Source organism: Bacillus cereus group sp. BfR-BA-01350, from assembly GCF_022663775.1.
Classification (GTDB): domain Bacteria; phylum Bacillota; class Bacilli; order Bacillales; family Bacillaceae_G; genus Bacillus_A; species Bacillus_A paranthracis.
Genome location: NZ_JAKUGD010000013.1, coordinates 1 through 25,809, shown reverse-complemented (window position 1 = coordinate 25,809; position 25,809 = coordinate 1). Strand labels below are relative to the sequence as shown.

Below are 25,809 nucleotides of genomic sequence, written 5' to 3'. Positions count from 1 at the left end.
TTTATTTTATATTGGAGGAAATAGGGACTAGATAGAATATAACAGAAGTTAGAATTGTCGCATTTTATCGAAAATAAAGTTATAATAAAGGTAGAGTAGAGAAATTTAGGGGGTCTGAACATGTTCCAAGTACAAAAAGAATTAGCAAGCCATGAAGCGGTGGTTGTTGCCTTATTTGAAGAAGAGGAAACGAGTAGCTTTGTACAAGAACTGGACAAAGTGTTTGAAGGACAATTACAAGTTTTATTAGAAGAGAAAGAACTTTCTACGAAGAAGAAAGCTATTTCAAAAGTACATAGTTTAGGAAAAACAGATGTGAAACGTTATTATTTCGTTGGTTTAGGCAAGAAAGAATCTTATACGACAGAAACATTACGTTCGGCTCTTGGTAAGACGTTTAAAACACTGCAAGCAGCAAAAGTACAAGATGCAGCAATCTTACTTGATTCTTTCGTAACAGAGAAATTAGACGCGATTGATGTCGCTCATATTGCGGCAGAAGTACAAGGCCTTGGTACATATGAGTTACAAACGTATAAATCAGATAAAAAGGATCGTGTAGAGTTAGAGAAGTTTACGGCTATTACAGCGGAAGATGCACAGGAAATTGAAGCGGCATTAACAGTTGGCTACGTACATGGACGTGCAACAAATTCAGCTCGTACACTTGTAAATATGCCGCCAAACGTATTAACAGCGACGAAGCTTGCTGAGTATGCTATTGAGTTAGCGGAGAAGTATGATATGGATTATAAAGTTCTTGAGAAAGAAGAGATGGAAGAGCTTGGTATGGGTGCGTTACTTGCAGTAAACCAAGGTAGTGTAGAACCACCAAAAATGATCGCTCTTATTTATAAAGGAAAAGAAGAGTGGACAGATGTTATTGGATTCGTTGGAAAAGGAATCACATACGATACAGGCGGTTATTCTTTAAAACCACGTGAAGGCATGGTCGGTATGAAAGGTGATATGGGCGGTGCAGCTGCTGTATTAGGTGCGATGGAAATTATCGGTGAACTTCGCCCAGAGCAAAATGTGATCGCTGTTATTCCATCAACGGATAACGTTGTAAGTGGTACAGCATTTAAGCCAGACGATGTAATCACATCTATGAGCGGAAAAACAATTGAAGTATTAAATACAGATGCAGAAGGTCGCTTAGCATTAGCTGACGGTATTACGTATGCGAAAAAATTAGGTGCAAACTATCTCATTGATGTTGCGACATTAACAGGTGGTGTAATTGTTGCACTTGGAAATCATACGACGGGTGCAATGACAAACAATGAAGAGTTGTTTGAGCAAGTGCTAGAAGCATCTATGGAAACAGATGAATCAATTTGGCAATTACCGATTTTTGATCGTGATAAAGAACGCGTGAGAAACAGTAAGTTTGCTGATTTAAATAACTCACCAGGCCGCGAAGGACATGCGGTTATGGCTGGTACATTCCTAGGTGAATTTGCTGAAGATACACCTTGGGTACACTTAGACATCGCTGGAACATCTGAATCATCAGGAACACATGATTTAGGTCCAGCTGGAGCAACAGGTGCGATGGTACGTACACTTGCAACGCTTGTTGAACGTTTCGGCGAAGAATAAGATCGTAAGAGAGGGCTGTTCCTACATTTTGGAACAGCCTTTTTTATTGATATATGGTGTTACGGCCGATGTAATTTTACTTTATAGAGAAATTGTATATAAAGTCCCGTTTAAAGCAAAGGAAGTGCGGCCCGTTTCTTCAGAGACAACTAAAATAAGGGCATCGCTTTTTTCTGATAAGCCAATTGCAGCTCTGTGACGTGTTCCTAGTTCAGGATCAACTTCTGTGCTTTTCGTGAGCGGAAGAATATTGGCAGCTGAGACAATATGATTATTTTTAACGAGAACGGCTCCATCATGAAGAGGGTTACCTGGATAAAATATTGATTCGAGTAATGGTGCGGTTAAATGAGCGTTTAATGTCGTTCCAGTTTGAATGAAAGCTTCAAGCGTCTCGTTTCGTTCCACAACGATAAGAGCGCCATGTTTTCGGGCGCTTAAATGTTGGATAGCTGTCGTAATAAAAGATGAACTTTCCGTATAAGGTGATAAATATGCTTGAATATAGTATGTAGCTGCCAATGTTTGTACATTTGCTAACATATGATGAATATCTTCCATTTTGCATAAAATACATTCGTCTTCTTTATCGATTGCGCTCCTCATAATCGATAGTTCTTTTTCAGCAATTTCAATCATTTGCTTTGTTTGTATTTTGAGCTCTTCTGACAAGCCCCATTCGCGCATAATCCTCATTCCCTTTAGTGGAGTATTTAACAATAGTGTATACAAATATTCCTAGTAAAATCCTGCTAGATTTTATAAAATATTGAGATACAGCATGTTTTTTTCATATAATAAAGGTATGACGAGCGAGAGGAGAGAGAAGAATGAATTGGAAACAAGAATTTAGTCGCTGGCTTTCTTACGCACAATTAGATGCAGAATTAAAAGAACAGCTAGAAAATATGAAGCAAGATGAGAAGAAAATCGAGGATAGCTTTTATAAAAATCTAGAGTTTGGCACAGGTGGTATGCGTGGTGAACTTGGTGCTGGTACGAACCGTCTGAACGTATATACAGTTCGTAAAGCGACAAAAGGATTAGCAAGCTTTATCGAAAAGTTAGGTGAGGAAGCGAAAAAACGCGGTGTTGTTGTAGCCTATGATTCTCGTCATAAATCACCTGAGTTCGCAATGGAAGTTGCTGCTACACTAGGTGCACACGGCATTACAACATATGTGTTTGAAAGCTTACGTCCAACGCCAGTGCTTTCTTTCGCAGTTCGTCATTTACATACAGTGAGTGGAATCGTTCTTACTGCAAGTCATAATCCGCCTGAATATAACGGTTATAAAGTATACGGTGAAGATGGTGGACAGTTGCCTCCGAAAGAAGCTGATGAATTAATTAGCTACGTAAACGCAGTAGAAGACGAGTTAACAGTTGAGGTTGCTAATGTGGAGCAATTAAAAGCTGACGGTTTATTACATATTATTGGACAAGAAGTCGATGATGCATATGCTGCAGAATTGAACAATGTCATTATTAATAAAGAAATGGTGGAAAAGGCCGGCAAAGATTTAAAAATCGTCTTCACACCACTACACGGAACATCAAATATTTCTGTACGCCGTGGTTTAAAAGAAGTTGGATTTACAGATGTAACAGTTGTAAAAGAGCAAGAGTTACCAGATCCGAACTTCTCTACAGTAAAATCACCGAACCCAGAAGAGCATGCAGCATTTGAATATGCAATTCGTGACGGTGAAAAGGTAGGAGCGGATGTATTAATCGCAACAGATCCTGACGCAGATCGCCTTGGTGTAGCAGTTCGTAATCACGATGGTGAGTTCCAAGTATTAACTGGTAACCAAACAGGTGCATTAATGCTTGATTATTTACTATCACAAAAGAAAGAAAACGGAACGCTTCCAGAGAACGGTGTCGTATTAAAAACAATCGTAACGTCTGAAATCGGCCGTACAATCGCGAAAGCATACGGTTTAGATACAATTGATACGTTAACTGGGTTTAAATTTATCGGTGAGAAAATTAGACAGTATGAAGAAAGCGGACAATATGAATTCCAATTCGGTTATGAGGAAAGCTATGGTTATTTAATCCGTCCATTCTGCCGTGATAAAGATGCAGTACAATCTGTCCTATTCGCATGTGAAGTAGCTGCATACTACAAATCTCAAGGGAAGACGTTATATGACGGTCTATTAGAAGTATTTGAGAAGTACGGCTTCTTCCGTGAAGACCTTGTGTCGTTAACGTTAAAAGGAAAAGATGGAGCGGAAAAAATCCAAGAGATGATGGCAACGTTCCGTGAAAATCCTCCGAAAGAAGTAGCGGGCTTAACAGTCGTGGCAGTTGAAGACTATAAAGCAAGCATCGTTACATCTTTACAAGATGGACATAAAGAAGAGATTCACTTACCGAAATCAAATGTGTTAAAATATCAATTAGAGGATGGTTCATGGTTCTGCCTACGTCCATCTGGAACTGAACCGAAGATTAAGTTCTACTTTGGTGTAAAAGATAGTTCTTTACAAAATAGTGAACAAAAGTTACTTACTATTAAAGAAGACATTATGAATCGTTTATAATACAAAGTAATTTTAAGTAGTAAGGAACAAAAGGGAGCGAAATCTCCCTTTTGTTTTATGTAGGAAATGATTGCTATTGATTCCGACAGGAGAGAGGGTATTTTGTGATGAAAAAAGTAAGAAAAGCGATAATCCCAGCAGCTGGATTAGGAACACGTTTTTTACCAGCAACGAAAGCAATGCCGAAAGAAATGTTACCGATAGTAGATAAACCAACGATCCAATACATTGTAGAAGAAGCAGTGAAATCGGGTATCGAAGATATTATTATCGTTACTGGTAAAACAAAGCGTTCTATCGAAGATCATTTTGATAACGCATTTGAACTAGAACAAAACTTATTGGAGAAGAAAAAATATGAGTTGCTTGAAAAAGTACAAGCTTCTTCAAAAATGGTAGATATTCATTACATCCGTCAAAAAGAACCGAAAGGGCTAGGACATGCTGTTTGGTGTGCACGTAAATTCATTGGCGATGAGCCGTTTGCAGTGCTACTAGGTGATGATATTGTCCAAGCTGAGAAACCATGTTTACGTCAATTAATGGATGAGTATGAAAAAACACTTTCTTCTGTTATTGGTGTACAAACTGTTCCAGAGTCGGAAACACATCGCTATGGAATTATTGATCCATTAGAACAAGAAGGTCGTCGTTACCAAGTTCGCAATTTCGTCGAGAAGCCAGCGCAAGGTACAGCACCTTCAAACTTAGCGATTATGGGACGTTACATTTTAACGCCTGAAATCTTTATGTTCTTAGAACAGCAACATGTTGGTGCTGGTGGCGAAATTCAGTTAACAGATGCAATCCAAAGCTTAAATGAAATTCAACGTGTATTTGCTTACGATTTCGAAGGAAAGCGCTACGATGTAGGTGAAAAGCTAGGATTCGTTCAAACGACAATCGAAATGGCACTGCAACACCCAGAATTACGTGATGACATGGTTGCAATGATGAAGAAAATTTTAGAAGAACAAACGAATCAAGAGTCTTAATATAATGATATAATCCCCTGTTGGATGGGCGGTAAAAGAACGTATTTACTGCTTAATCTAAAAGGGGATTTTTTGATAAAAAAGACACTCTGGAGAGAGTGTCTTTAATTTTTATCAGTAGGCTTTAGCTCATTAGCTTTGGATTTAATTTCATCAGTAATAGCGATATTAATATTTCCAGCTGCTTTTTTGTATTCTTGAATCAATGCATTAACATTTTGATTAAATGAAATTAAGCTGCCACTTGGAGATTGGGCTTGTTCGTTAAGCGCTGTAATAATCCCGTATATTTTTTTATATTCTTCATAGGTTTCTTTATACTTATTAGGCTGTTCTTTTGCGGCTTCAGAGACTAACTTTAAATCATTTCCCATTGTGCTATAAAACGTATCAACAGTTGTAATCATTCCGTCAATTTCTGTTCTCTTAGAACTTAGTGCATGATTGAAGTCTTGTCTTTTATCTATTGCACTTGACCATGTAGTTGAATACTCGGATAATACGTAAGATGCTGCATATTTAAAGGTGTTTATATTATTATAAAAAGATGCTGCGGCAATTAAGTAATTAGCTTCTTTTTTCTTTTGGGCTTGAAGAGCTTGGTATTCCTCTTCTATATTTGTTACTTTTGTTATCGTAAAGAGTAGAACGATAATGGATATAATTGATGTAACAAATAATATTATAGATGTTACTAAAGATTTTTTTGCTGGCAATTTTCGTACTTTCTTAATTAACCCAATAACAATAAAGATTAAAGTCGCGCATAAACTAGCTATAGTAAGAATTAAAAAGAAAAATGCTAGGCCGTTTCCAAAGGTATATGACATTCCTAACTCACTATTTCCATATAATTTGTAACCGATACTCATACTTAGTATGAAAAATAAAGATAGTACTCCGACACTTATTTTAATAAGTGTATTTTTTGATAGATTCACTGATTTTCCTCCAAAACATTGTTCTAATTAGATGTGTAAATATAAGATTTGCTGAATTAGCATAACAAAAATCATTTCTAATATGTGTCGTATATTGTCGAAAATAAAAAAAGAGTTATCTTAACATAGTAAGATAACTCTTTTTTATTATGAAATTGTCGAATGAGAATGCTGATAAGCGGAACGACGTACAGCATAGTATATACGAGGTGCGATAATAGCACCGATAATGGTAAATGCAATATCTTTTACTGCGAACCACATCATAATCATCCAAGCAGCTTTATAGCTCATATTACCACCCATGAAGAGATTGACTGCCCCGTACATGTAAGTAGTACCGATAATATACGTTAAAATGATTCCTGTGAACGAAGCAATTGCAAATGTACTGAATGTCGGTCGTTCTTTTTGTTCTACTAGTTTTCCTGATACGTAAGCAACGATAATAAATGCGATAATAAAACCACCAGTAGGATCTAAAAGTGCTCCAAATCCAGCTTTGAAGTTAGCGAAGATTGGTGCACCTGCTACTCCAACGAGCATGTAAACGGTCATTGATAATGCACCAAGTCTACTTCCAAGAAGAAGCCCTGCTAAAATTGCGAAAAATGGTTGCATAGATAATGGGATGCCCGCTACTTGCAGGAATGGTGCCCAAGATACAATATTTGCACCAATGGCCATAAGAGCAACGAACATGGCAGCTAATGCTAAATCTAAAACATGAAATCTTCTCATAATGTTAACCTCCTGTTGTTTTTAGGTTAACATTATCGTAGCGAAAAGATTTACTTGTTGTCAATTAAAATATTTTGATAAGAAGGCTTCAAATAGTCTCTTAACAACGTATATGGAATACGAAATTGTGGAATGCCGCTTGAATAAGGCGCAATTTCATATAAAGGGAAATAAATGACGAGATTGTCCGGTTCTAAAAAGAAGTGGAACTTTTTCGTGCTCATGACTTTTTCAGATGCATCAGGAAAATAAATACTTTCATTTTGTTTAATTTGTCTTACAATCTCAGCACGAATTACATCTTTATATTTATCTTCTTGTTGAAATAAATCGTCTAAGTGTAGTAACTTTTTTTCGTTTAAATCGAATGTGTTTGCCTTCCACGTATAAAGACCGTGTGCTCCGCCTGTATATTGATAGTAATTCAAATATAGGCTAAGAAAAGGTGGTTTATTTAAAGAGACTTTATAATCAACATTCGCCACGTATGGATGAAATGGTGTACTTGACCCTTCTGTTTCTTTATAATATTTTTTTGCGTCTTTTTCTAATCTGGTTTTAAATTTGTCAGTAGATTTTTTGTAATAGAAATTGAGCTTATTTTGAAATTTAGAATCGGAAAAGTTATGAAAAGAAGGTCTGTTAATTTGATATTCTATATAAGGTTTCTTACCTTTTTGCGTGACAGTCTGAACATCGATTGTCAGGTTGGATGCTTTGGCTGCTAGTGCACAATTTGGTACAATAGTCAGCAAGGAGAACATAAGCGATAGTATAAAAAATTTCTGTTTCATTTAGGTGAAGCCTCCTTATATAAGTGTTATAAGTAGTTTGAAAGTAAATAGGTAAAATTATACATTTAATTAAAGTGAGAGAAGGGGGAAACGATATGGCAAAAACTTTAATGGATTCGCTTGGAATTGAGTTGTTAGAGATGACAGAAGATAAGGTAGTTGCTACGATGCCTGTTGATGAACGTACACATCAGCCGTTTGGTTTTTTACACGGTGGTGCATCTCTTGCGTTAGCGGAAACAGTAGCAAGCGTTGGTTCATACAATTTAATTGATCAAGAAAAATGTATTTGTTTCGGTTTAGAAATTAATGCAAATCATATTCGCTCAAAGAAAGATGGAATTGTAACAGCGATCGGAACACCGATACATAGAGGAAACTCAACGATGGTTTGGGATGTACGTATCATTGATGAGAATGACGATTTATTATGTATTTCAAGATGTACAGTAGCAATTAAAGAAAAACGTGAAAAGTAAAAAAAGAGGCTGCTCTAATGAGCAGCCTCTTTTTCTTATAATTAGAACTGGATTTTCTTCTCTAAGAAACCTTTTAGTTCGCTAATTGGCATACGAACTTGTTCCATTGTGTCACGGTCACGTACTGTAACAGCTTTGTCTTCAACTGAGTCGAAGTCATAAGTGATACAGAATGGTGTACCGATTTCGTCTTGACGACGGTAACGTTTACCGATAGAACCAGTTTCGTCAAAGTCTACCATGAAGTCTTTAGCTAGTTCTGCAAATACTTCAGTAGCACCTTCAGATAGCTTTTTAGATAATGGTAAGATCGCTGCTTTGTATGGTGCTAAAGCAGGGTGGAAACGAAGAACTGTACGAGAATCGTTTTCTAATTGCTCTTCTTCATATGCATCACATAAGAACGCTAATGTTACGCGATCAGCACCTAAAGATGGCTCGATGCAGTACGGTACGTAACGCTCATTCGTTTGTGGATCAATATAGTTAAAGTCTTCGTTAGAGTGTTCCATGTGACGTTTTAAATCGAAGTCTGTACGAGATGCAACGCCCCATAGTTCGCCCCAACCGAATGGGAATTTGAATTCAATGTCAGTTGTTGCGTTACTGTAGTGAGATAATTCCTCTTCACCGTGGTCACGAAGACGCATGCTTTCTTCAGTCATACCAAGTGAAAGTAACCAGTTCTTACAAGTTTCACGCCAGAATGCGAACCACTCTAAATCTTCACCAGGCTTACAGAAGAATTCAAGTTCCATTTGTTCGAATTCACGTGTACGGAATGTGAAGTTACCAGGCGTGATTTCGTTACGGAAGCTTTTACCGATTTGGCCAATACCAAATGGAAGTTTTTTACGCATAGAGCGTTGTACGTTTTTGAAGTTTACGAAAATACCTTGTGCTGTTTCTGGACGAAGGAAGATTTCGTTTGTGCTAGACTCTGTAACACCTTGGAATGTTTTGAACATTAAGTTGAACTGACGGATTTCAGTGAATTCTTCACTACCGCAATCAGGACATTTTACTTCATGTTCTTTCATTAAGTCAGCCATTTGGTCGAAAGTAAGACCATCAACAACCATTTCGATGCCTTTTGCATCTAATGCATCTTCAATTAATTTGTCAGCACGGTGACGCGCTTTACATTTTTTACAGTCGATCATTGGATCGTTGAAGTTACCAACGTGACCAGAAGCGATCCAAGTTTTTGGGTTCATTAAAATAGCTGCGTCTAAACCAACGTTGTATGGAGATTCTTGAATGAATTTTTTCCACCAAGCTTTTTTAACGTTATTTTTTAATTCGATTCCAAGTGGACCGTAATCCCAAGTGTTTGCAAGACCACCGTAAATTTCAGAACCAGGGAAAACAAAACCGCGATGTTTCGCTAAGTTTACTACTTGTTCCATTGAATACATAAGAAAATCCTCCTTTTGAAAGTTAACGTATTGGCGATGACGTGCTCAGGTAACTTGTGAAACGAGCAGTATATGCTTTGAAAAACATAAAAAAACGCTCATCCCAAGGCTTAATTGCCTAGGGACGAGCGTTTGCCCGCGGTTCCACCCTAGTTGATACACAAAAGGTGCATCCACTTTATCACGTATTGCTCGAGACTGCCGTTTCCTTGCGGCTTCAGGCTTTCACTATCCCTGAATCGCTTTTTGTGCAAGTACTTATAAGTCCGTCATCGCTACTTATATTAATAATAATGAACATATTCTAACACGTTCTTTTTTAAATCTCAATAGAGGAACGCGTCTATCTATGATAGAGTCTCGCCTATTTTTTCGTTATTTATTCCGTAATTTTCTTTAATGTGCTTAATTGCTTCACGCCTGCTGAGCGGAGCAAGCTCGTTATTTTGCACGTATTCCCAAACGACATCGGGCTTTGTTTTTGCATATTCACGAAGGACCCATCCAATCGCTTTTTGAATGAAAAATTCTTTCGAAGAATGTAGTTGTCCAATAACCCAAAAAAGAAGTTCTTCATCCATCTTTTGTTTATATTTTAGCTGGAATAAAATGGCGGCGCGTTGTAACCATATGTTATCTGATGCAATCCATTTTGGAATATAGGCAGAAATCAATTCTGGATGTTGTAAAAAGATATTACCTAAAAATGTAGGGACGATGCTATCGACAGTGTCCCACCAAGATTTTGTTACAATAAGTTCTTCTAAGAAGGGGATATGCGTTTCGTTTATATGCTTTTTATATTTTTGCATCATATCGAGTGCAGCTACCTGAAATTCTCGTTCTGGTAAATCCCAAAGCTCACGTACGATAATTTGGAAGTCTTTTGGATCTGGGAGAGTATGTATTTGGATGACGTCTTTTAATAATTGTCTTCTTTCAGGCGTTTGAATACCAAGAAATGGGAAGTGATTTTTCATATAACGTGCCATCGGTTCTGCTTTTTCCGGATTTTTGTGAGCTATGAAATGCTCTTGTAATGCTTTTACAAATGGATGCATCGGTTGTTCTCCTCTCTTATTATCTTACTCCTATTATTATACAGAGGGTTTGGTTGAATTTTAAAACATAACTTGCAATGCAATGAAATATGTTGAGAGTAGAGAGGAGAGGATAAGATGGAAGATCAAGGCTTACTAGCAGGTTTCTTTGCTCTTAGTTTTGCGTTTATTCTTGTTATATTGATTTGGGCAGTTATTGCGTATTTGTTAACGGCTTTTGCACTGTATACGATGGCGAAAAATGACGGTGCAACGGATGGAGTTCTAGCATTTATTCCTTTTTTAAATAGTAAAATATGGGGTGATTTAGCGAAAGATAAATTACCAGATTTCTTGAAAGAAGAAGCAGGATGGAAAGTATTCGGCATATATGTCGCATGTTTCATTTTTAATTTCGTACCAATTTTATATTTAATAGCAACAGCTGTATCCATTGTGTTGTCTATTTATCTTATCTACGCTATTTTAGACAGATATGGAACGAACTCTATATTATTTACGATTATTCATGTCATCACATTTTCAGTGTTCTTGCCGATTCACTTGTTCATTATCAGAAATGAGCCGGTGAGGTATAACGAGTAAGTTTAATTTAAATATGTGTAATGAAAAAAGCGCCCTGATTATCAGAGCGCTTTTTGTGCTACATAAGGTAGCGTACATAAATATAAATATGAGAAATGATTAATGAAACGATCATAATTGGGAAACCGACTTTTAAGAAGTCCATGTAGCTAAATTTATGTCCTTCGCGGCTTGCGATACCTGCGACAATTACGTTAGCAGAAGCGCCGATTAATGTTCCGTTTCCGCCCAGACAAGCACCTAATGCTAATGCCCACCATAATACGTCGATTTGTGCGTCAGCAGGTGATAAACCTAATCCGACAGCCATATCGTTAATAAGAGGAATCATTGTTGCAACGAATGGAATGTTATCGATTGTTGCCGAGGCGATACCAGATACCCATAAAATAAGGATAGATGCGTAAGAAATATCTCCGCCTGTTATGCCAATTACTTTTTGAGCTAGCATTTTGATCAGACCGATATCGATAAGTCCTCCAACGAGTACGAATAGTCCTGCGAAGAAGAAGATTGTTACCCATTCTACACTTGCGAATACTTCTTCAATTTCATGCTCTTTCACACCGATTAGCATAAGAACAGTAGCACCAGTTAAAGCGATGATAGCTGCATCAACGTGGAAAATGGAATGAGTCATGAAACCTACAATTGTAAGTCCAAGTACTGTTAAAGATTTTTTCATTAATACTGGATCTTTAATGTATTGCTTTTCATCTAAACTCATTAATTTTTTAACTTGTACAGGATCAGCGATTAATTGTTTGCGGTACATGAAGTAAAGTATTGTCGCTGTCACACCAATGATAATAATTACGATTGGCGCTAAGTTTAGTAAGAAAGCATTGAAATCTAAATGCTTATTGGCAGAACCAATCATAATGTTAGGTGGATCACCAATTAATGTTGCTGTTCCCCCAATGTTTGAAAAAATAATTTCAGAAAGTAAATAAGGGACAGGATTTACTTGCAGTATGCGCGTAATAGATAAAGTAACTGGAACAACAAGAAGTACAGTTGTAACGTTATCTAAAAACGCGGAACCAAGTGCAGTAAGTAAGGAAAGTGAAATTAAAATTTTAATTGGATTTCCTTGCGCTCCTTTTGCTGCTTTAATGGCAACGTATTGGAAGACGCCCGATTTACTCGTAATGTTCACCAAAATCATCATACCGATGAGTAGTGTAATCGTCCCCCATTCAATATGTTTCGTAAAGGCATTGTGTAAATCAACAACCCCCATAATTACCATGAGTGCTGCACCAAGAAGTGCGATGACAGCGCGATTAATTTTTTCAGAAATAATAATGGCATATGTAATTAAAAAGACTGCGATAGCAAAATAATACTGCCAGTTTGCGAGCTCTTGCGTTGTTTCGTGCAAAACTCTCATCTCCTTTCATTCACTTTTCTTAGTGTGTCAAAAATTAACTAGATGAAACACACATAACGTCATTATAAAGTAGAAAAATGTCGGATGTAAATGAAAGGGCTTATTTTGTTATATTTTCTGCAAAGGTTACTTTTTCTTATTTTTAAAAATATTTGCGGGCATTTGACATATATATAAGATACATCCAATCTGAATATTTAAAATGGAATTAGCATTCGAGCTTGTTCGTGTAGGAGTGTCAAATAGAAAGGAATGACAAAGATGATAAGGAAGGGATCGTATGAATGAACAACAATTTTTATTTTTGGATTTTGAGTTTACGATGCCCCAGCACAGAAAAAAACCAAAAGGATTTTTCCCGGAGATTATTGAGGTAGGACTCGTTTCGGTTGTTGGCTGTAAGGTAGAAGATACGTATTCAGCTCATGTTAGGCCGAAAACTTTTCCATCTTTAACGGATCGATGTAAGAAGTTTTTAGGGATTAAACAAGAAGTCGTAGATAAAGGAATTTCGTTTCCAGAACTCGTTGAAAAACTTGCAGAATATGAAAAGAGATGTAAACCGACCATTGTTACGTGGGGAAATATGGATATGAAAGTGTTGAAGCATAATTGTGAAAAAGCGGGAGTAGATTTTCCGTTCCTAGGACAGTGCCGTGATTTATCACTTGAGTATAAGAAGTTTTTTGGTGAGAGAAATCAAACAGGACTGTGGAAAGCAATTGAGGCGTATGGAAAAGTAGGGACGGGTAAGCATCATTGTGCGCTAGATGATGCGATGACGACGTATAATATTTTTAAGTTAGTAGAAAAAGATAAAGAGTATTTAGTGAAACCAGCACCGCCAACATTAGGGGAACTCGTTGATTTTTCAAAAGTGTTAAAGAAAGTGAGTACACAGTAACGACCAAATTGCACAGTATGTAATTTGGTCGTTTTGTTTTTTTAAAGTTTATAGTCTTTTTTTAATTGTTCTAATGTTTCTAGACTACGAACTGCAAAAGGTGAATCATCTTCAGAAAATGAATTCATTTGAGTTTCTAATGCTAATTTGAGTGAATCTGTATAATCTGGAATTTCTCCTTCATATTTCTTCACCATTTGCTCTGGAATGTTCGTCTGTTCACGAAAAGCTAAAGCACGTCTTTCGTGGAAAAATGGTACGTCAGCTTGTTTTACGTTATGTAAGTCACCTTGCACTGGATGTTTTAAGACAGCTAATACTTTTACGACGTAACTGCCAGGGCGGCTATTTGTAACTTCGCCAATGTATTTTCCTGTTTTATAAATACCGGTAACGATTTCGCCAATTTCAAATGTTTCTCTCATATTTTTCACCTCAAGTTTATAGTAAGGAAAGTAGGAGAAGGAGTCAAAGAAATCATTCGCTTTCGGAATGCCCCCCCTTGAGAATGTGGATAGGTTCCACTATAATTTAAGTTAATATAACAGAAAATTCTGATGTTTCGCAAATCCTATAATAAGGAGTGATCTATATGATGCCATTATATTTTCCAGAAGATAAAACAGAATATATTATTCCGGGGATTGTTTGTGTTCTATTTATCATCGGTGCGATTGCTACGTGGCGTATGTTCGTTCGTGTATCAAAACGAGAAGCAGAGCGATTACAGAAAGTTGAAGAAAAGCTGTTAGCTGAAAAGAAACAGTAACTCATTTTTGTATGTTTCCCTCTATGCTCGGACAATCTAAGGGCAGAATGTATTTTGGAGGGAATGAAATGAAAAAACGGCTTTTTTTCAGTTGTTGTTTACTATTTCTGATGGCAGGTTGTGACCAAGGAAAGCCGAAAGAAATTGACGTGAAATTACATAATGCTTCAGGTGATGAAGTGGGGACTGCGAAAGTAACTCAGCAAACAAGCGGAGTGAAAATTACGATTAAAGGGGAAGGTTTCGCGCCAGGCCCGCACGGACTACATGTACACGAAATTGGAGAGTGTAAAGCACCTCGTTTTGAATCAGCTGGAAATCATTTTAATCCAGATGATAAAAAGCATGGACTACTTAATCCGAAGGGTGCAGAAAACGGTGATTTACCGAACGTAATTGCAGACGGTTCTGGGAAAATTAAAGCAGAAATCGATGCACCGCATATAACTCTCGAGGAAGGAAAAACAACGATTCATAGAAAAGATGGAGCGTCTATTATTATTACAGAAAATGCTGATGATGGTATGACACAACCGACAGGTAAATCAGGTGATCGAATTGCTTGTGGTGTTATTGTAAAAAAAGCGTCGGATATGAAGAAAAAGTAAAAGCTACCGTGCGCGGTAGCTTTTTTGTGTAGTGTAAGTGAAAATATATCAGCGATTATTGGAATATATCGACTGTAACTTAAAATATATCGGCGATTATTGGAATATATCGACCGTAACTCAAAATATATCGGCGATTTTTAAAATATATCGACTTACCGACAAAAGTTGACAAAGGAGGCTGTCCTAAATAGCCTCCTTTCTTATTATGAAAACGTATGGCGCAGCCTGTTTAAAATTTCTTCTAAAACAGATCTTGGACAGCCGATGTTAATTCGAATATGTTCTTCGCCGCCTAATCCGTATTTCTCACCAGGTTCAACGATAATTTTCCCTTTTTCCTCAAGCAATTTAGTGCGCTCGTCTTGAGAAAGGTTTAGGGCAGAACAATCAATCCATAATAAAAAGCTACCTTCTGGCTTCGTTACGGAAAGAGTAGGTATGTGATCTTTCATATATTCACAAGCGAACTTAGCGTTATCTTCTATATAAAATCGAATTTCATTTAGCCAATCGTTACATTCTGTATAGGCACTTTGCATCGCTGTATAGGCGAATATATTTAATCCGTGGAAGCCTTGTCTATATTGGATGGATGTAAAGGCTTGACGGAGTTTTTCATTCGGAATGATAATAATCGATGCTTGTAATCCCGCGATATTAAATGTTTTACTCGGAGCCATACAAGTAATCGTGCGCGCGGCTAATTCTTCGGATAAAGAAGCGAACGGTGTATGTGTATGATCTGCGTAAATAATATCGGAATGAATTTCATCTGCGACAACGATTACATTATATTTGGTACATAAAGATCCAAGCTTTGTTAGTTCCTCTTTCGTCCAAACACGCCCTATCGGATTGTGAGGACTGCAAAGAAGCATGAGTTTAATGCCTTGTTGAAATTGCTTTTCTAAATGCTCAAAGTCAATCGCATATGTATCATTTTGTTTCTGTAATGGACTTACGCATAATTGTCTATTGTTTGTTGTGACCATTTCGAAAAATGGGGGATAAATAGGTGGTTGTACGAGAACGGATTCATTTTCCTTTGTGAAGGCTTGTATGCTCGTACTAAGAGCTGGAACGATTCCGGCGCTAAAGACAATCCACTCTTTTTGAATATCCCAGTTGTACTGTTTTTTTGTCCAGTTACAAATAATATCGCCAATATTTTCGGGAGGAAGTGTATAGCCGAAAATAGGATGCTCGATACGTTGCTTTAAAGCAGTTTGAATTGGTTGTGGTACTTCAAAATCCATATCAGCAATCCAAGCATGGATAAGTTCTTCGTTTTTATATGTATCCCATTTTGTACTATGAGTTCCACGTCGATTGACTGTTTTATGAAATAGTTGCATAAGTTTGCCCCCTTCTTCTGTAAAACCGTTAAGTTATGAAAGTTCTCTCTCTTCTTATAGAATAGCTGATGTGATAGGATAAAGAAAAGTATTAAAAAGTGAAAAGGCGGGAAGCGAATGGGTACATATGAAAAGATGATAGAGGTTGTGAAGAATTGGGATCCGTTTCAAATGGGACCGGAGTTTTATGAAACAGAAGCGAGCGATGTTGTGAACGTCGCAAGTGTGTTTGATGATCCGAAATACATCGCAAAGAAGATTCAACATATATACTTTATGTCTTTTGAGGAAGTACCTGCGCTTGAAAAATGTGAGAAGTTAGCTGTGGAATTACTTGTAATAAAAGAAGGCGGAAGTTGTTCATTGTAGGCTGTCGGAATTTCCGACAGCCTCTTTGATATTATTGCGCAGAAAAAGCGATAATTTCTTCATAAACATGTTCCGGTTTTTCTTCAGGTAGTAAATGCCCTGTATTTTCGTAAGAAATAAATTTCGAATTCGGTAAATCTTTGTGCAGACGATGACCTACATGTACAGGGACGACCCGATCTTTTTCACCCCAAATGAGTAGAGTAGGTGTTTCGATTTTTTGTAATTCAGTTGAAGATAAGTCACCTTCACGATCTCGTATCATACGAGTTAAAGCGGGGAATATACGGTTGTCATAAAAAGGGGCAGAGTAACCTGCCTTCATTTCATCGTCAATTAATGAATGATCATGAACGACATTCATTAAGTTATGAACAATGCCGCGCCGTATAATCCAATTCTTTACGTATAAATGAAAGAACGGTAAATAAGAAGAGTACAGTAAAGGTAAAGTTGCGCGTGCTAAATAGCTAGAGCTACATAGTAAAATTGTTTTTGAAATTAATTCAGGACGTATACGGTTTACGTAAAGTGAAATTTGGCCGCCCATAGAATGTCCAACTAACACAATGTTTGAGAGAGATAAGTGTTCAATTAAATCGATTATAATCGTTGCTAAATTATGATAAGAATACTTAAATAGATGAGACTTATCACTCTTCCCGAACGGTGGTAAATCAAGAGCAATGACTGTTCCTTCTTTCGATAATAAAGGAATTAGACGGCGGTAGCTGAATGAGGAAGATAAAAAGCCGTGAACGAGTACGAAAGTAGGACGTTCTGTTTTATTTTCATGTTCATACAATTCGTAATGAACAGTAGTGCCGCGAGTGGAAAAAGTGAAATAAGGACAAGTAGATTCGTGATTCATTTTTTGTCACTCCATTGATTTTTGTTCATATCATTTCCAAGGCAGAAAAAAATATGTTAACAAAAAAAGGCAAGATGACGATGTCATCTTGCCTTTCGTATATTCAGTATTACCCGCGAACAATATTAGGCGGTGTTTTTCCTTGTAACGCTGCAACTAAATTTTCAGCGGAGGTCATAGCCATTTGTTGCCTAGTTTTTAATGTTGCAGATCCGATATGTGGTAAGGTCACAACATTTTGTAAGGATAAGAGCGGATTGTCTTTTTGAATCGGCTCTTGTGTAAAAGTATCGATGCCTGCTGCAAAGATTTTCTTTTCTGTTAACGCATGAATTAACGCTTCTTCATCTACTGTTTTCCCGCGAGAAGCATTAATGAAGATAGCCGTTTCTTTCATGAATGAAAATTCCTTTTCTCCGATAAGATGGTACGTTTCATCTGTTAATGGAGTAAGAAGAACGATAAAGTCAGACTGCTTTAGAAGCGTCTGTAAATCACAATATGTAGCATCGAATTTTTGTTCAGCTTCTTCTTTTCGGCGACGGTTATAATAAAGAACATCCATATCAAATCCGAATTTCGCTCGTTTTGCAACAGCTTCACCAATTCGGCCCATACCGATAATGCCGATTGTACTATGGTGTACATCTAGCCCAAAGTGCTCTTTTCCAATTTCCGCATTCCATTTACCATTTTTTACGTAGGAGTCGAGTTCACAAACACGACGACCAGCAGATAACATAAGAGCAAAAACGAGGTCAGCTACTGTATCATCTAGTACGTAAGGTGTATTTGTTCCGATGACATTGCGCTTTTTCATCGCTTGTAAATCAAAATTATCGTAACCGACAGAAATGTTGCTTACTACTTTTAAGTTAGGAGCCGCCTCCAATAATTCTTCATTAATAGCAGATCCGAAATTTAATAAACCATCTTTATCTTGTATTTTCTCTAGTAGAACATCACGAGGTACCTTCTCATTTTGCTCCCATTTTTCATAATCACAGTGTTCTGATAAATAGTTTTCTACAAATGTTGGAACTGGTTCAGCAATATAAACTTTTGGTTTCACGATTCCATCCCCTTTCGTTTTATCACGCATTTATCCGCTGATTAAAGTTTCACTTTACCCCGCTTTAACGAGCAGTAAGGCTCCCACCTAAAAAGACGGTTGAGACAAAGAAGTGAGGTGGGAGATCAACTGCTCGTAAAAGCCCGATTGGTGCGGGCTAATAATCAGCGGGGTGAAGCATTCTGCTGATTAAAGTTTCACTTTATTTTGACATAATTCACTAAAAAAATCTTCTTTTCAAACTGGAAAGGCTATTTGTATAATTTAGACACAAACGAAAAGGAAGGATGATTTATATGGTGACAGAAAAAGAATTAGAATTATTAGCTTGTCTTGAAAAAAGTAGTCGATTAACTGTAGATACATTAGCGAAGCTGTTAAATATAGAAGTAGAAGAAGTAAAGAAAATGATTGAAAAATTAGAAGCGGAAAAGATTATCGTGGATTATGTAACACATATCGATTGGACGAAGGTGAAAGAACATACAGGTTTAACGGCAATGATTGATGTGAAAGTTACGCCAAAGCACGGCGTTGGGTTCGATGCGGTTGCTGAGCAAATTTATCGTTATTCAGAAGTGAAATCTGTGTATTTAATGTCAGGGACATATGACCTTTCTATTACATTAGAAGGAAAGACAATGGGAGAAGTGGCAATGTTTGTTTCTGAGAAATTAGCAACAATTGAATCTGTCGTTTCTACGACAACGCATTTTATTTTGAAGAAGTATAAACATGAGGGAATTATTTATGAAAAAAACGATGATGATAAGCGAATTGTGGTGACACCATGAAGCAATTTGAACTATCTAGAGCAGCGGAATCTTTACAACCATCTGGTATTCGAAAGTTTTTCGATTTAGCAGCAAATATGAAAGGTGTTATTTCGCTTGGAGTAGGAGAGCCTGATTTCGTTACACCTTGGAATGTGAGGCAAGCATGTATCCGTTCTTTAGAACAAGGATATACGTCATATACAGCAAATGCAGGATTATTGGAGCTCCGTCAAGAAATAGCAAAGTATCTAAAAAAACAATTTGCAGTTTCTTATGATCCAAACGATGAAATCATTGTTACAGTTGGAGCAAGTCAGGCGTTAGATGTAGCGATGCGCGCCATTATAAATCCTGATGATGAAGTACTCATTATTGAGCCAAGTTTCGTTTCTTATGCCCCGCTTGTGACATTAGCTGGAGGCGTTCCAGTTCCTGTGGCGACTACTTTAGAAAATGAATTTAAAGTACAACCAGAACAAATTGAGGCAGCTATTACAGCGAAGACAAAGGCAATTTTACTTTGTTCACCAAATAACCCAACAGGTGCAATGTTAAACAAGTCCGAGCTTGAAGAAATAGCAGTGATTGTTGAGAAGTACAATTTAATCGTATTATCTGATGAAATTTATGCAGAACTTGTATACGACGAAGCATATACAAGTTTCGCGAGTATTAAAAATATGCGCGAGCATACGATTTTAATTTCGGGATTTTCAAAAGGATTTGCAATGACAGGATGGCGTCTTGGTATGATTGCAGCTCCTGTTCATTTTTCAGAATTAATGCTCAAAATTCACCAATATTCTATGATGTGTGCCCCAACGATGTCTCAGTTCGCAGCACTTGAAGCGTTACGTGCGGGGAATGATGAAGTAATTCGGATGAGAGATAGTTATAAGAAACGCCGTAATTTTATGACGACATCTTTCAATGAAATGGGATTAACGTGTCACGTGCCGGGCGGAGCATTTTATGTCTTTCCTTCAATCTCTTCAACTGGACTATCTTCAGCGGAATTTGCAGAACAGTTATTATTAGAAGAAAAAGTGGCTGTTGTACCTGGAAGTGTATTTGGCGAAAGTGGCGAAGGGTTTATTCGTTGTTCGTATGCAACATCGCTTGAACAGCTTATGGAAGCAATGAAGAGAATGGAACGGTTTATAGAGAATAAAAAAAGGACAAAACACAATACGTTTTGTCCATAAAAGGGGGGGAATACTAGAAAGCCATGTGTTAGTATTCTATCCTAATATTGGAGAATTATACTTACTTAAGGAAATTTTTTCATGAATTTTGAATGAGCTCTGTCATAGTGGTATAATTTACTAATATAAGGTATGCGTATCCTGAGTTGCTTTACTTACGGTACGTATTAACTAATCGGATATTTAACAATAAATCATCTGCTTTGCTATCTACAATTGTAGAGAAAATGGTAAACGTATGGGAGTGTTTCATATGTCAGAACAATATACAACAGGAGTGGTTGTAACAGGGAAAGTGACTGGGATTCAAGATTACGGTGCATTTGTAGCGTTAGATGCAGAAACACAAGGACTTGTGCATATATCTGAAATTACAAATGGATATGTAAAGGATATTCATGACTTTTTAAAAGTCGGCGATACAGTAGAAGTAAAAGTACTTTCAATTGATGAAGAACACAGAAAAATGAGTTTATCGTTAAAAGCGGCGAAAAGAAAACAAGGACGGATTCTTATACCGAATCCATCTAAGGACGGATTTAATACGCTGCGAGAAAAGCTAACAGAATGGATTGAAGAGTCTGAGTTAACAAAGTAAAAGAGGAGCGCATATGAGCGTTCCTCTTTTACTTTTTCTTATGATATATATTTGCAAATATGATTGCATGCAATCATATTCGTATGTCGAAGGTGAAGTAAAGACATACTGACTAGCGAATTTCGTTCGTTTCTGGGTGAGTACCAAGATTTTCTGATGGTTTAAAGAGTAAACCAAGATTGATAAGCCCAGAAATACCGACGATGCCGTAAATAATACGTGCAAGAGCTGAGTTTTGTCCACCGAAAATGGCTGCCACTAAGTCAAACTGGAAGAACCCAATTAATCCCCAGTTTACAGCGCCAATTACAGTAAAGACTAATGCGATACGTTGCAAAGTACTCATGAAAAAGCCCCCCTTAATTGTGAAGCATGAGCAAGTGATGAGTTAATTAACTCTTTTATAGAATGGGGTAGTTATGTTGTTTTTATACATAAAAAATGTTCGAAACAGGATGTATATACATCTATACCGAAAAATGCGAATTTTTATGCAAAAAATGAACTTTTTTTAAAAAATATATATTGGTTACGTTTACAAGGGGTGAATCGCTTGATTTACAACTTCAGTTTCGCTAAAGTGAATACAGAAATACATATCCATAATTGGAGGGAAAAAGATGAGTACACATGTAACGTTCGACTATTCTAAAGCGTTATCCTTCATCGGTGAACATGAAATCACTTATTTACGTGATGCAGTGAAAGTAACACATCACGCAATCCACGAAAAAACTGGAGCTGGGAACGATTTCCTTGGGTGGGTAGACCTTCCGCTTCAATATGACAAAGAAGAATTTGCTCGCATTCAAAAATGCGCAGAAAAAATTAAAAATGACTCTGACATTTTACTTGTTGTAGGTATCGGTGGTTCTTACCTAGGAGCACGTGCAGCAATTGAAATGTTAAACCATTCTTTCTACAACACACTTTCTAAAGAACAACGTAAAACTCCACAAGTGCTATTTGTTGGACAAAACATTAGCTCCACTTACATGAAAGATTTAATGGATGTACTAGAAGGTAAAGACTTCTCTATTAACGTTATTTCCAAATCAGGTACAACAACAGAGCCAGCACTAGCATTCCGTATTTTCCGTAAGTTATTAGAAGAAAAGTATGGAAAAGAAGAAGCTCGCAAACGTATTTATGCAACTACAGATAAAGCGCGTGGTGCATTAAAAACATTAGCTGATAATGAAGGTTACGAAACATTCGTTATTCCAGATGATGTTGGAGGACGTTTCTCTGTATTAACGCCAGTTGGTTTATTGCCAATCGCAGTGAGTGGCTTAAATATTGAAGAGATGATGAAAGGTGCAGCTGCTGGTCGTGAGGACTTCGGTACATCAGAACTAGAAGAAAACCCAGCTTACCAATACGCAGTAGTTCGTAACGCTCTATACAATAAAGGAAAAACAATTGAAATGCTTGTTAACTATGAGCCAGCACTTCAATACTTCGCTGAGTGGTGGAAACAGTTATTTGGTGAAAGTGAAGGAAAAGATCAAAAAGGTATTTTCCCATCTTCAGCAAACTTCTCAACTGACTTACATTCATTAGGTCAATACGTTCAAGAAGGTCGTCGTGACTTATTTGAAACAGTTCTAAAAGTAGGTAAACCTACACATGAACTAACAATCGAATCAGAAGAAAACGATTTAGATGGATTAAATTACCTTGCTGGTGAAACTGTAGACTTCGTAAACACGAAAGCATACGAAGGTACATTACTTGCACATAGCGATGGCGGAGTACCAAACTTAATCGTAAATATTCCTGAATTAAATGAGTACACATTCGGTTACCTTGTATACTTCTTCGAAAAAGCATGTGCGATGAGCGGCTACTTATTAGGCGTAAATCCATTTGACCAACCAGGAGTAGAAGCATACAAGAAAAACATGTTTGCTTTACTTGGTAAACCAGGATTTGAAGAATTAAAAGCAGAATTAGAAGAGCGTTTAAAATAATAAAAAGCGGCCGGATCCGGCCGCTTTTTATTATTTCATCGAAAAGTCCATCAGTATATTCAAACTAGAGTGGGTATGCTAAAGAAAAAGTCTAGGAGGGATGGACTTGATTCCGATTCATTCAAATTTAGAAGGATGTACATATGCGTTATATAAGTTAGAAGAAATAATGAAGCCACTCGGATATAGCATTGGTGGCAATTGGGATTATGATAAAGGATGCTTTGATTATAAAATTGATGAAGAAGATGGCTATCAATTTCTGCGAGTGCCATTTACAGCGGTGAATGGTGAATTAGATGTGCCAGGTGTAATAGTTCGTCTTGAAACGCCGTATATTCTTTCGCACGTATATCAAGACGAACTAGATGATCATGTAAATACGTTAACAGCCGGCACGAGTGGATTGGATCAATTTGCTGAGCCGAAAGATCCAGATGGAGATGTAAAAAGAAAATATATCAATATTGGGAAAGTGCTCATGCAAGAATTAGAGCGTCATTTTACTAATGGTGAATAACAATGAGTATGTCGCTTTCAATGAGAACAAAGGAATGAACTGGATTAATCATATATTGTTCGTCGCGCTTTATACCTAGTAAGAGAATATTTTGTTTTAAAAGAGTATAGCTACAATTGGCAAAAGTTTGTCCGGTGCAGGACATGGGAAGCTCCATCAGTTGTAATTTATTATCAGAGATTTCGTCGTAAAGTGAAAATAGTACACCTGAAATGGAAGGGAATAAAAGAGAAGCGGTAAATACATAGCTCGTTAATTTATTTCCTTCTATAATTTCTGACACGCCAGCTCTCGTTGCATTTTGTATTTGTTCAGAAGTAAGGAGTTCAGCGATGCAGTGAATGTTTGGGTTGAGCCCTTTTGCAGTTAAAATATTTAAAATGGACTGTGTATCCGCTAAGCTTTCATTTTTTTCTTTATCGGCTGTTATTAATATGGTGTGTGCCGTTGTAATATTAGCTTTTAATAACGTTTGGTCGTGATGGGGACACCCCTTTATAAATTCTAAATGATGAAATGGTTTTGGCAGTAAAGAAAGTGTTTCATCAATTAAAACGATATCAAGGTTTGGTTGTAATACGTGCATTTGTTTTACAACATGTTTTGCTCGTTCATTCCAGCCGACAATAATCATATGACCGTTAGAAGTCGCAGCTTCTTCTCCTTTAATTTTCATATATTGTTTATTAATCATTTCAGTAGCAAACAGCACCATATAATAAGAACAAAATCCAGTTCCTAATAAAATAATACTCATACCGATAAGTTTCCCGATTAGTGTATGAGGGGCAAAGTCACCATAGCCAACAGTGAAAATTGTAACGATTGACCACCAAATTCCATCAAACCATGTGGTAAAGTGTGATGGTTCTAATCTATGTATAAGAAAGCCAGAAAAAGCAGTAAGTATAACAATAAAGCAAATTAAACGAAAAATAATGGAATCACGAAATGTATCTACTAAATTCGGACGGGATTTCAATTGCCTATTCCTCCTTACTTTGCAGGACTACATTCATTGTTGCCATTATAGAAAAAAGAAAAACTCTCTAATTTAAAAGAGAGTTTGTTTTACGTTACATACTTTCCACTTCAGTTTGTTGAACACTTTCGAGATGCTGGAGAGCATAGTAAACATCAGCAGTATGTCTTTTTTGATCGATACATAATTTAAGATGCAAATAGTGCGAGCCATTCTCCAATGTTTTAAGCTTCATATTCTTTACTTTTATATCCATTTCTTTTATTTCTTCAATTACAACCGGGATATTGTCCATATTTCGCACAACAAGTTTTACTGCGATATCACGTTGACGAAATGATCTAGGTCCTACAAATTTCATTGTTAATGGTATAAGTTCAACGCTAATCATAAGGAAACACATTCCAAAAATCGCTTCGATATAGAACCCAGCTCCAACAGCAATACCAATACCAGATGCGCCCCAAATCATAGCAGCAGTTGTTAATCCGGCAATACTATCGTTTCCTCTACGTAAAATAACACCGGCACCTAAAAAACCAATCCCTGATACAATTTGAGCGGCAAGTCGAAGTGGGTCCATATTCATATGATCAGTATGTGGTAAATTGTAAGCTGCTTTAATAGAAACAATCGTCAGGAGGCAACTAATGATAGAAATAACTAAGCACGTTTTTAAACCAAGTGGTTTACGTTTTAATTCGCGCTCTAAACCGATGGCGAACCCTAAAATAGCCGAGAGACCTAGTTTGATTAATAAATCGGTATAGTCCATATATATTCCTCCTTGTATGGTATGGTATCGTATATAAATAAAACGTTTATTATAGAAAGAAACGTTTTTGGATAGAGTGACTTTATATAGAATATATGTAGCAATTTCTTAGAAATGAAAGAGATATTTCGTTTAAGTATATGATATTAAAAAAGAAATGTAGTTAATTTAAAAAAAGTTTATAAAAGGTGTTGCATTTCATTTTTCTGCATGATATATTAATAACCGTCGCTGATGCGGAAACGCAGAAAACGACAAAAAAGAAATTGAAAAACTTAGTTGACATCGAAAAACGAAGATGTTAACATAAGGGAGTCGCAAATGAGCGACCAAGTAGTTCTTTGAAAACTGAACGAAACAAACAACGTGAAACGTCAATTTTTATTTTAGATGCTAGACAAACTAACTTTATTGGAGAGTTTGATCCTGGCTCAGGATGAACGCTGGCGGCGTGCCTAATAC

General features: G+C 36.9%; 28 protein-coding genes. 14 read left to right on the top strand and 14 right to left on the bottom strand.

Features of this window, described 5'->3' with window-relative positions; all coding sequences use genetic code 11:
* The first annotated feature begins 120 nt into the window (after positions 1-120).
* On the top strand, positions 121-1,605 hold the full coding sequence (pepA, locus tag MR147_RS22250; RefSeq protein WP_074606379.1) for a cytosol aminopeptidase: 1,485 nt from the start codon (positions 121-123) through the stop codon (positions 1,603-1,605).
* Positions 1,606-1,686: 81 nt separating this feature from the next.
* On the opposite strand, the gene cdaS is transcribed toward pepA, so the two are convergent.
* Positions 1,687-2,292: a sporulation-specific diadenylate cyclase CdaS gene (gene cdaS / locus MR147_RS22245; RefSeq protein WP_001209528.1), complete on the bottom strand. Its 606-nt coding sequence runs from the start codon at positions 2,290-2,292 to the stop codon at positions 1,687-1,689.
* Between the two features lie 143 nt (positions 2,293-2,435).
* Here cdaS and MR147_RS22240 point away from each other — a divergent pair, with 143 nt between their 5' ends.
* Together MR147_RS22240 and galU are read left to right on the top strand one after the other, a co-directional pair.
* Positions 2,436-4,160: a phospho-sugar mutase gene (locus tag MR147_RS22240; RefSeq protein ID WP_001104208.1), complete on the top strand. Its 1,725-nt coding sequence runs from the start codon at positions 2,436-2,438 to the stop codon at positions 4,158-4,160.
* A gap of 107 nt (positions 4,161-4,267) precedes the next feature.
* Positions 4,268-5,155, top strand: coding sequence for a UTP--glucose-1-phosphate uridylyltransferase GalU (gene galU / locus MR147_RS22235; protein ID WP_002081150.1), 888 nt, complete (start codon positions 4,268-4,270; stop codon positions 5,153-5,155).
* 104 nt (positions 5,156-5,259) lie between these two features.
* On the opposite strand, the gene MR147_RS22230 is transcribed toward galU, so the two are convergent.
* The 3 genes from MR147_RS22230 to MR147_RS22220 all read right to left on the bottom strand — a co-directional run bounded on the left by MR147_RS22230 (position 5,260) and on the right by MR147_RS22220 (position 7,631).
* The gene (locus MR147_RS22230) at positions 5,260-6,096 is read right to left on the bottom strand and encodes a hypothetical protein (RefSeq protein ID WP_048553481.1); all 837 of its coding nucleotides are present in this window, start codon (positions 6,094-6,096) and stop codon (positions 5,260-5,262) included.
* A gap of 147 nt (positions 6,097-6,243) precedes the next feature.
* Positions 6,244-6,837, bottom strand: coding sequence for a biotin transporter BioY (locus tag MR147_RS22225; RefSeq protein ID WP_001252165.1), 594 nt, complete (start codon positions 6,835-6,837; stop codon positions 6,244-6,246).
* Between the two features lie 50 nt (positions 6,838-6,887).
* Positions 6,888-7,631 carry a DUF3298 and DUF4163 domain-containing protein gene (locus MR147_RS22220; protein ID WP_074606378.1) on the bottom strand — a complete coding sequence of 248 codons (744 nt, stop codon included), beginning with the start codon at positions 7,629-7,631 and terminating at the stop codon, positions 6,888-6,890.
* A gap of 95 nt (positions 7,632-7,726) precedes the next feature.
* On the opposite strand from MR147_RS22220, the gene MR147_RS22215 reads away from it, so the two are divergent.
* The gene (locus MR147_RS22215; RefSeq protein ID WP_001140608.1) at positions 7,727-8,110 is read left to right on the top strand and encodes a hotdog fold thioesterase; all 384 of its coding nucleotides are present in this window, start codon (positions 7,727-7,729) and stop codon (positions 8,108-8,110) included.
* Positions 8,111-8,151: 41 nt separating this feature from the next.
* On the opposite strand, the gene MR147_RS22210 is transcribed toward MR147_RS22215, so the two are convergent.
* Positions 8,152-9,528, bottom strand: a complete 1,377-nt coding sequence (locus tag MR147_RS22210) for a glycine--tRNA ligase (protein WP_000287154.1) — start codon at positions 9,526-9,528, stop codon at positions 8,152-8,154.
* Positions 9,529-9,875: 347 nt separating this feature from the next.
* Positions 9,876-10,589 (bottom strand): DNA alkylation repair protein, encoded by a 714-nt coding sequence (locus tag MR147_RS22205; RefSeq protein ID WP_074606376.1) that lies wholly within the window; start codon positions 10,587-10,589, stop codon positions 9,876-9,878.
* A 117-nt stretch (positions 10,590-10,706) separates the two neighbouring features.
* On the opposite strand from MR147_RS22205, the gene MR147_RS22200 reads away from it, so the two are divergent.
* Positions 10,707-11,174 (top strand): hypothetical protein, encoded by a 468-nt coding sequence (locus tag MR147_RS22200; RefSeq protein WP_000390057.1) that lies wholly within the window; start codon positions 10,707-10,709, stop codon positions 11,172-11,174.
* A 58-nt stretch (positions 11,175-11,232) separates the two neighbouring features.
* Here the strand turns inward: MR147_RS22200 and MR147_RS22195 are convergent, their stop codons facing one another.
* A complete protein-coding gene (locus MR147_RS22195; protein WP_000545225.1) occupies positions 11,233-12,558 on the bottom strand; it encodes an ArsB/NhaD family transporter in 1,326 nt (441 codons plus the stop codon).
* Between the two features lie 289 nt (positions 12,559-12,847).
* Here MR147_RS22195 and kapD point away from each other — a divergent pair, with 289 nt between their 5' ends.
* Entirely contained in the window at positions 12,848-13,471 is a 624-nt protein-coding gene (gene kapD / locus MR147_RS22190) for a 3'-5' exonuclease KapD (RefSeq protein WP_061131734.1), read from the top strand.
* A gap of 41 nt (positions 13,472-13,512) precedes the next feature.
* Here kapD and kapB read toward each other — a convergent pair whose 3' ends face one another.
* Entirely contained in the window at positions 13,513-13,896 is a 384-nt protein-coding gene (gene kapB / locus MR147_RS22185; protein ID WP_001209341.1) for a kinase-associated lipoprotein KapB, read from the bottom strand.
* A gap of 167 nt (positions 13,897-14,063) precedes the next feature.
* Here kapB and MR147_RS22180 point away from each other — a divergent pair, with 167 nt between their 5' ends.
* Positions 14,064-14,240 carry a hypothetical protein gene (locus MR147_RS22180; RefSeq protein WP_000982760.1) on the top strand — a complete coding sequence of 59 codons (177 nt, stop codon included), beginning with the start codon at positions 14,064-14,066 and terminating at the stop codon, positions 14,238-14,240.
* A 68-nt stretch (positions 14,241-14,308) separates the two neighbouring features.
* Complete coding sequence (gene sodC / locus MR147_RS22175) at positions 14,309-14,848, top strand: superoxide dismutase [Cu-Zn] (protein WP_000746504.1); 540 nt, start codon at positions 14,309-14,311, stop codon at positions 14,846-14,848.
* Between the two features lie 206 nt (positions 14,849-15,054).
* Here sodC and MR147_RS22170 read toward each other — a convergent pair whose 3' ends face one another.
* The gene (locus MR147_RS22170) at positions 15,055-16,206 is read right to left on the bottom strand and encodes a MalY/PatB family protein (RefSeq protein ID WP_074606374.1); all 1,152 of its coding nucleotides are present in this window, start codon (positions 16,204-16,206) and stop codon (positions 15,055-15,057) included.
* Positions 16,207-16,323: 117 nt separating this feature from the next.
* Here MR147_RS22170 and MR147_RS22165 point away from each other — a divergent pair, with 117 nt between their 5' ends.
* Complete coding sequence (locus MR147_RS22165; protein WP_000537632.1) at positions 16,324-16,575, top strand: YugE family protein; 252 nt, start codon at positions 16,324-16,326, stop codon at positions 16,573-16,575.
* A gap of 31 nt (positions 16,576-16,606) precedes the next feature.
* Here the strand turns inward: MR147_RS22165 and MR147_RS22160 are convergent, their stop codons facing one another.
* Positions 16,607-17,446, bottom strand: a complete 840-nt coding sequence (locus MR147_RS22160; protein ID WP_001015187.1) for an alpha/beta fold hydrolase — start codon at positions 17,444-17,446, stop codon at positions 16,607-16,609.
* Positions 17,447-17,555: 109 nt separating this feature from the next.
* Positions 17,556-18,548 carry a 2-hydroxyacid dehydrogenase gene (locus MR147_RS22155; RefSeq protein ID WP_242304755.1) on the bottom strand — a complete coding sequence of 331 codons (993 nt, stop codon included), beginning with the start codon at positions 18,546-18,548 and terminating at the stop codon, positions 17,556-17,558.
* 266 nt (positions 18,549-18,814) lie between these two features.
* Here MR147_RS22155 and MR147_RS22150 point away from each other — a divergent pair, with 266 nt between their 5' ends.
* From MR147_RS22150 to yugI, 3 genes are all read left to right on the top strand, one after another.
* Positions 18,815-19,312: an Lrp/AsnC family transcriptional regulator gene (locus MR147_RS22150; RefSeq protein WP_074606370.1), complete on the top strand. Its 498-nt coding sequence runs from the start codon at positions 18,815-18,817 to the stop codon at positions 19,310-19,312.
* Positions 19,309-20,499 (top strand): aminotransferase, encoded by a 1,191-nt coding sequence (locus MR147_RS22145; RefSeq protein ID WP_000808515.1) that lies wholly within the window; start codon positions 19,309-19,311, stop codon positions 20,497-20,499. Before MR147_RS22150 ends, MR147_RS22145 begins: the two co-directional genes overlap by 4 nt.
* Before the next feature lie 253 nt (positions 20,500-20,752).
* Positions 20,753-21,097, top strand: coding sequence for a S1 domain-containing post-transcriptional regulator GSP13 (gene yugI, locus MR147_RS22140; protein WP_000003767.1), 345 nt, complete (start codon positions 20,753-20,755; stop codon positions 21,095-21,097).
* Between the two features lie 112 nt (positions 21,098-21,209).
* Here yugI and MR147_RS22135 read toward each other — a convergent pair whose 3' ends face one another.
* Positions 21,210-21,443 carry a DUF378 domain-containing protein gene (locus MR147_RS22135; RefSeq protein WP_000105788.1) on the bottom strand — a complete coding sequence of 78 codons (234 nt, stop codon included), beginning with the start codon at positions 21,441-21,443 and terminating at the stop codon, positions 21,210-21,212.
* Between the two features lie 274 nt (positions 21,444-21,717).
* Between MR147_RS22135 and MR147_RS22130 the strand changes: the two genes are divergently transcribed.
* Both MR147_RS22130 and MR147_RS22125 read left to right on the top strand, forming a co-directional pair.
* A complete protein-coding gene (locus MR147_RS22130; protein ID WP_000103660.1) occupies positions 21,718-23,070 on the top strand; it encodes a glucose-6-phosphate isomerase in 1,353 nt (450 codons plus the stop codon).
* Positions 23,071-23,176: 106 nt separating this feature from the next.
* Positions 23,177-23,590, top strand: a complete 414-nt coding sequence (locus MR147_RS22125; protein WP_139302697.1) for a YugN-like family protein — start codon at positions 23,177-23,179, stop codon at positions 23,588-23,590.
* Here the strand turns inward: MR147_RS22125 and MR147_RS22120 are convergent.
* Together MR147_RS22120 and MR147_RS22115 are read right to left on the bottom strand one after the other, a co-directional pair.
* Positions 23,577-24,572, bottom strand: a complete 996-nt coding sequence (locus tag MR147_RS22120; protein WP_000842328.1) for a potassium channel family protein — start codon at positions 24,570-24,572, stop codon at positions 23,577-23,579. The two genes, MR147_RS22125 and MR147_RS22120, sit on opposite strands and share 14 nt — an antisense overlap.
* A gap of 94 nt (positions 24,573-24,666) precedes the next feature.
* Entirely contained in the window at positions 24,667-25,347 is a 681-nt protein-coding gene (locus MR147_RS22115; protein ID WP_000386681.1) for an MgtC/SapB family protein, read from the bottom strand.
* Between the last annotated feature and the right edge of the window lie 462 nt (positions 25,348-25,809).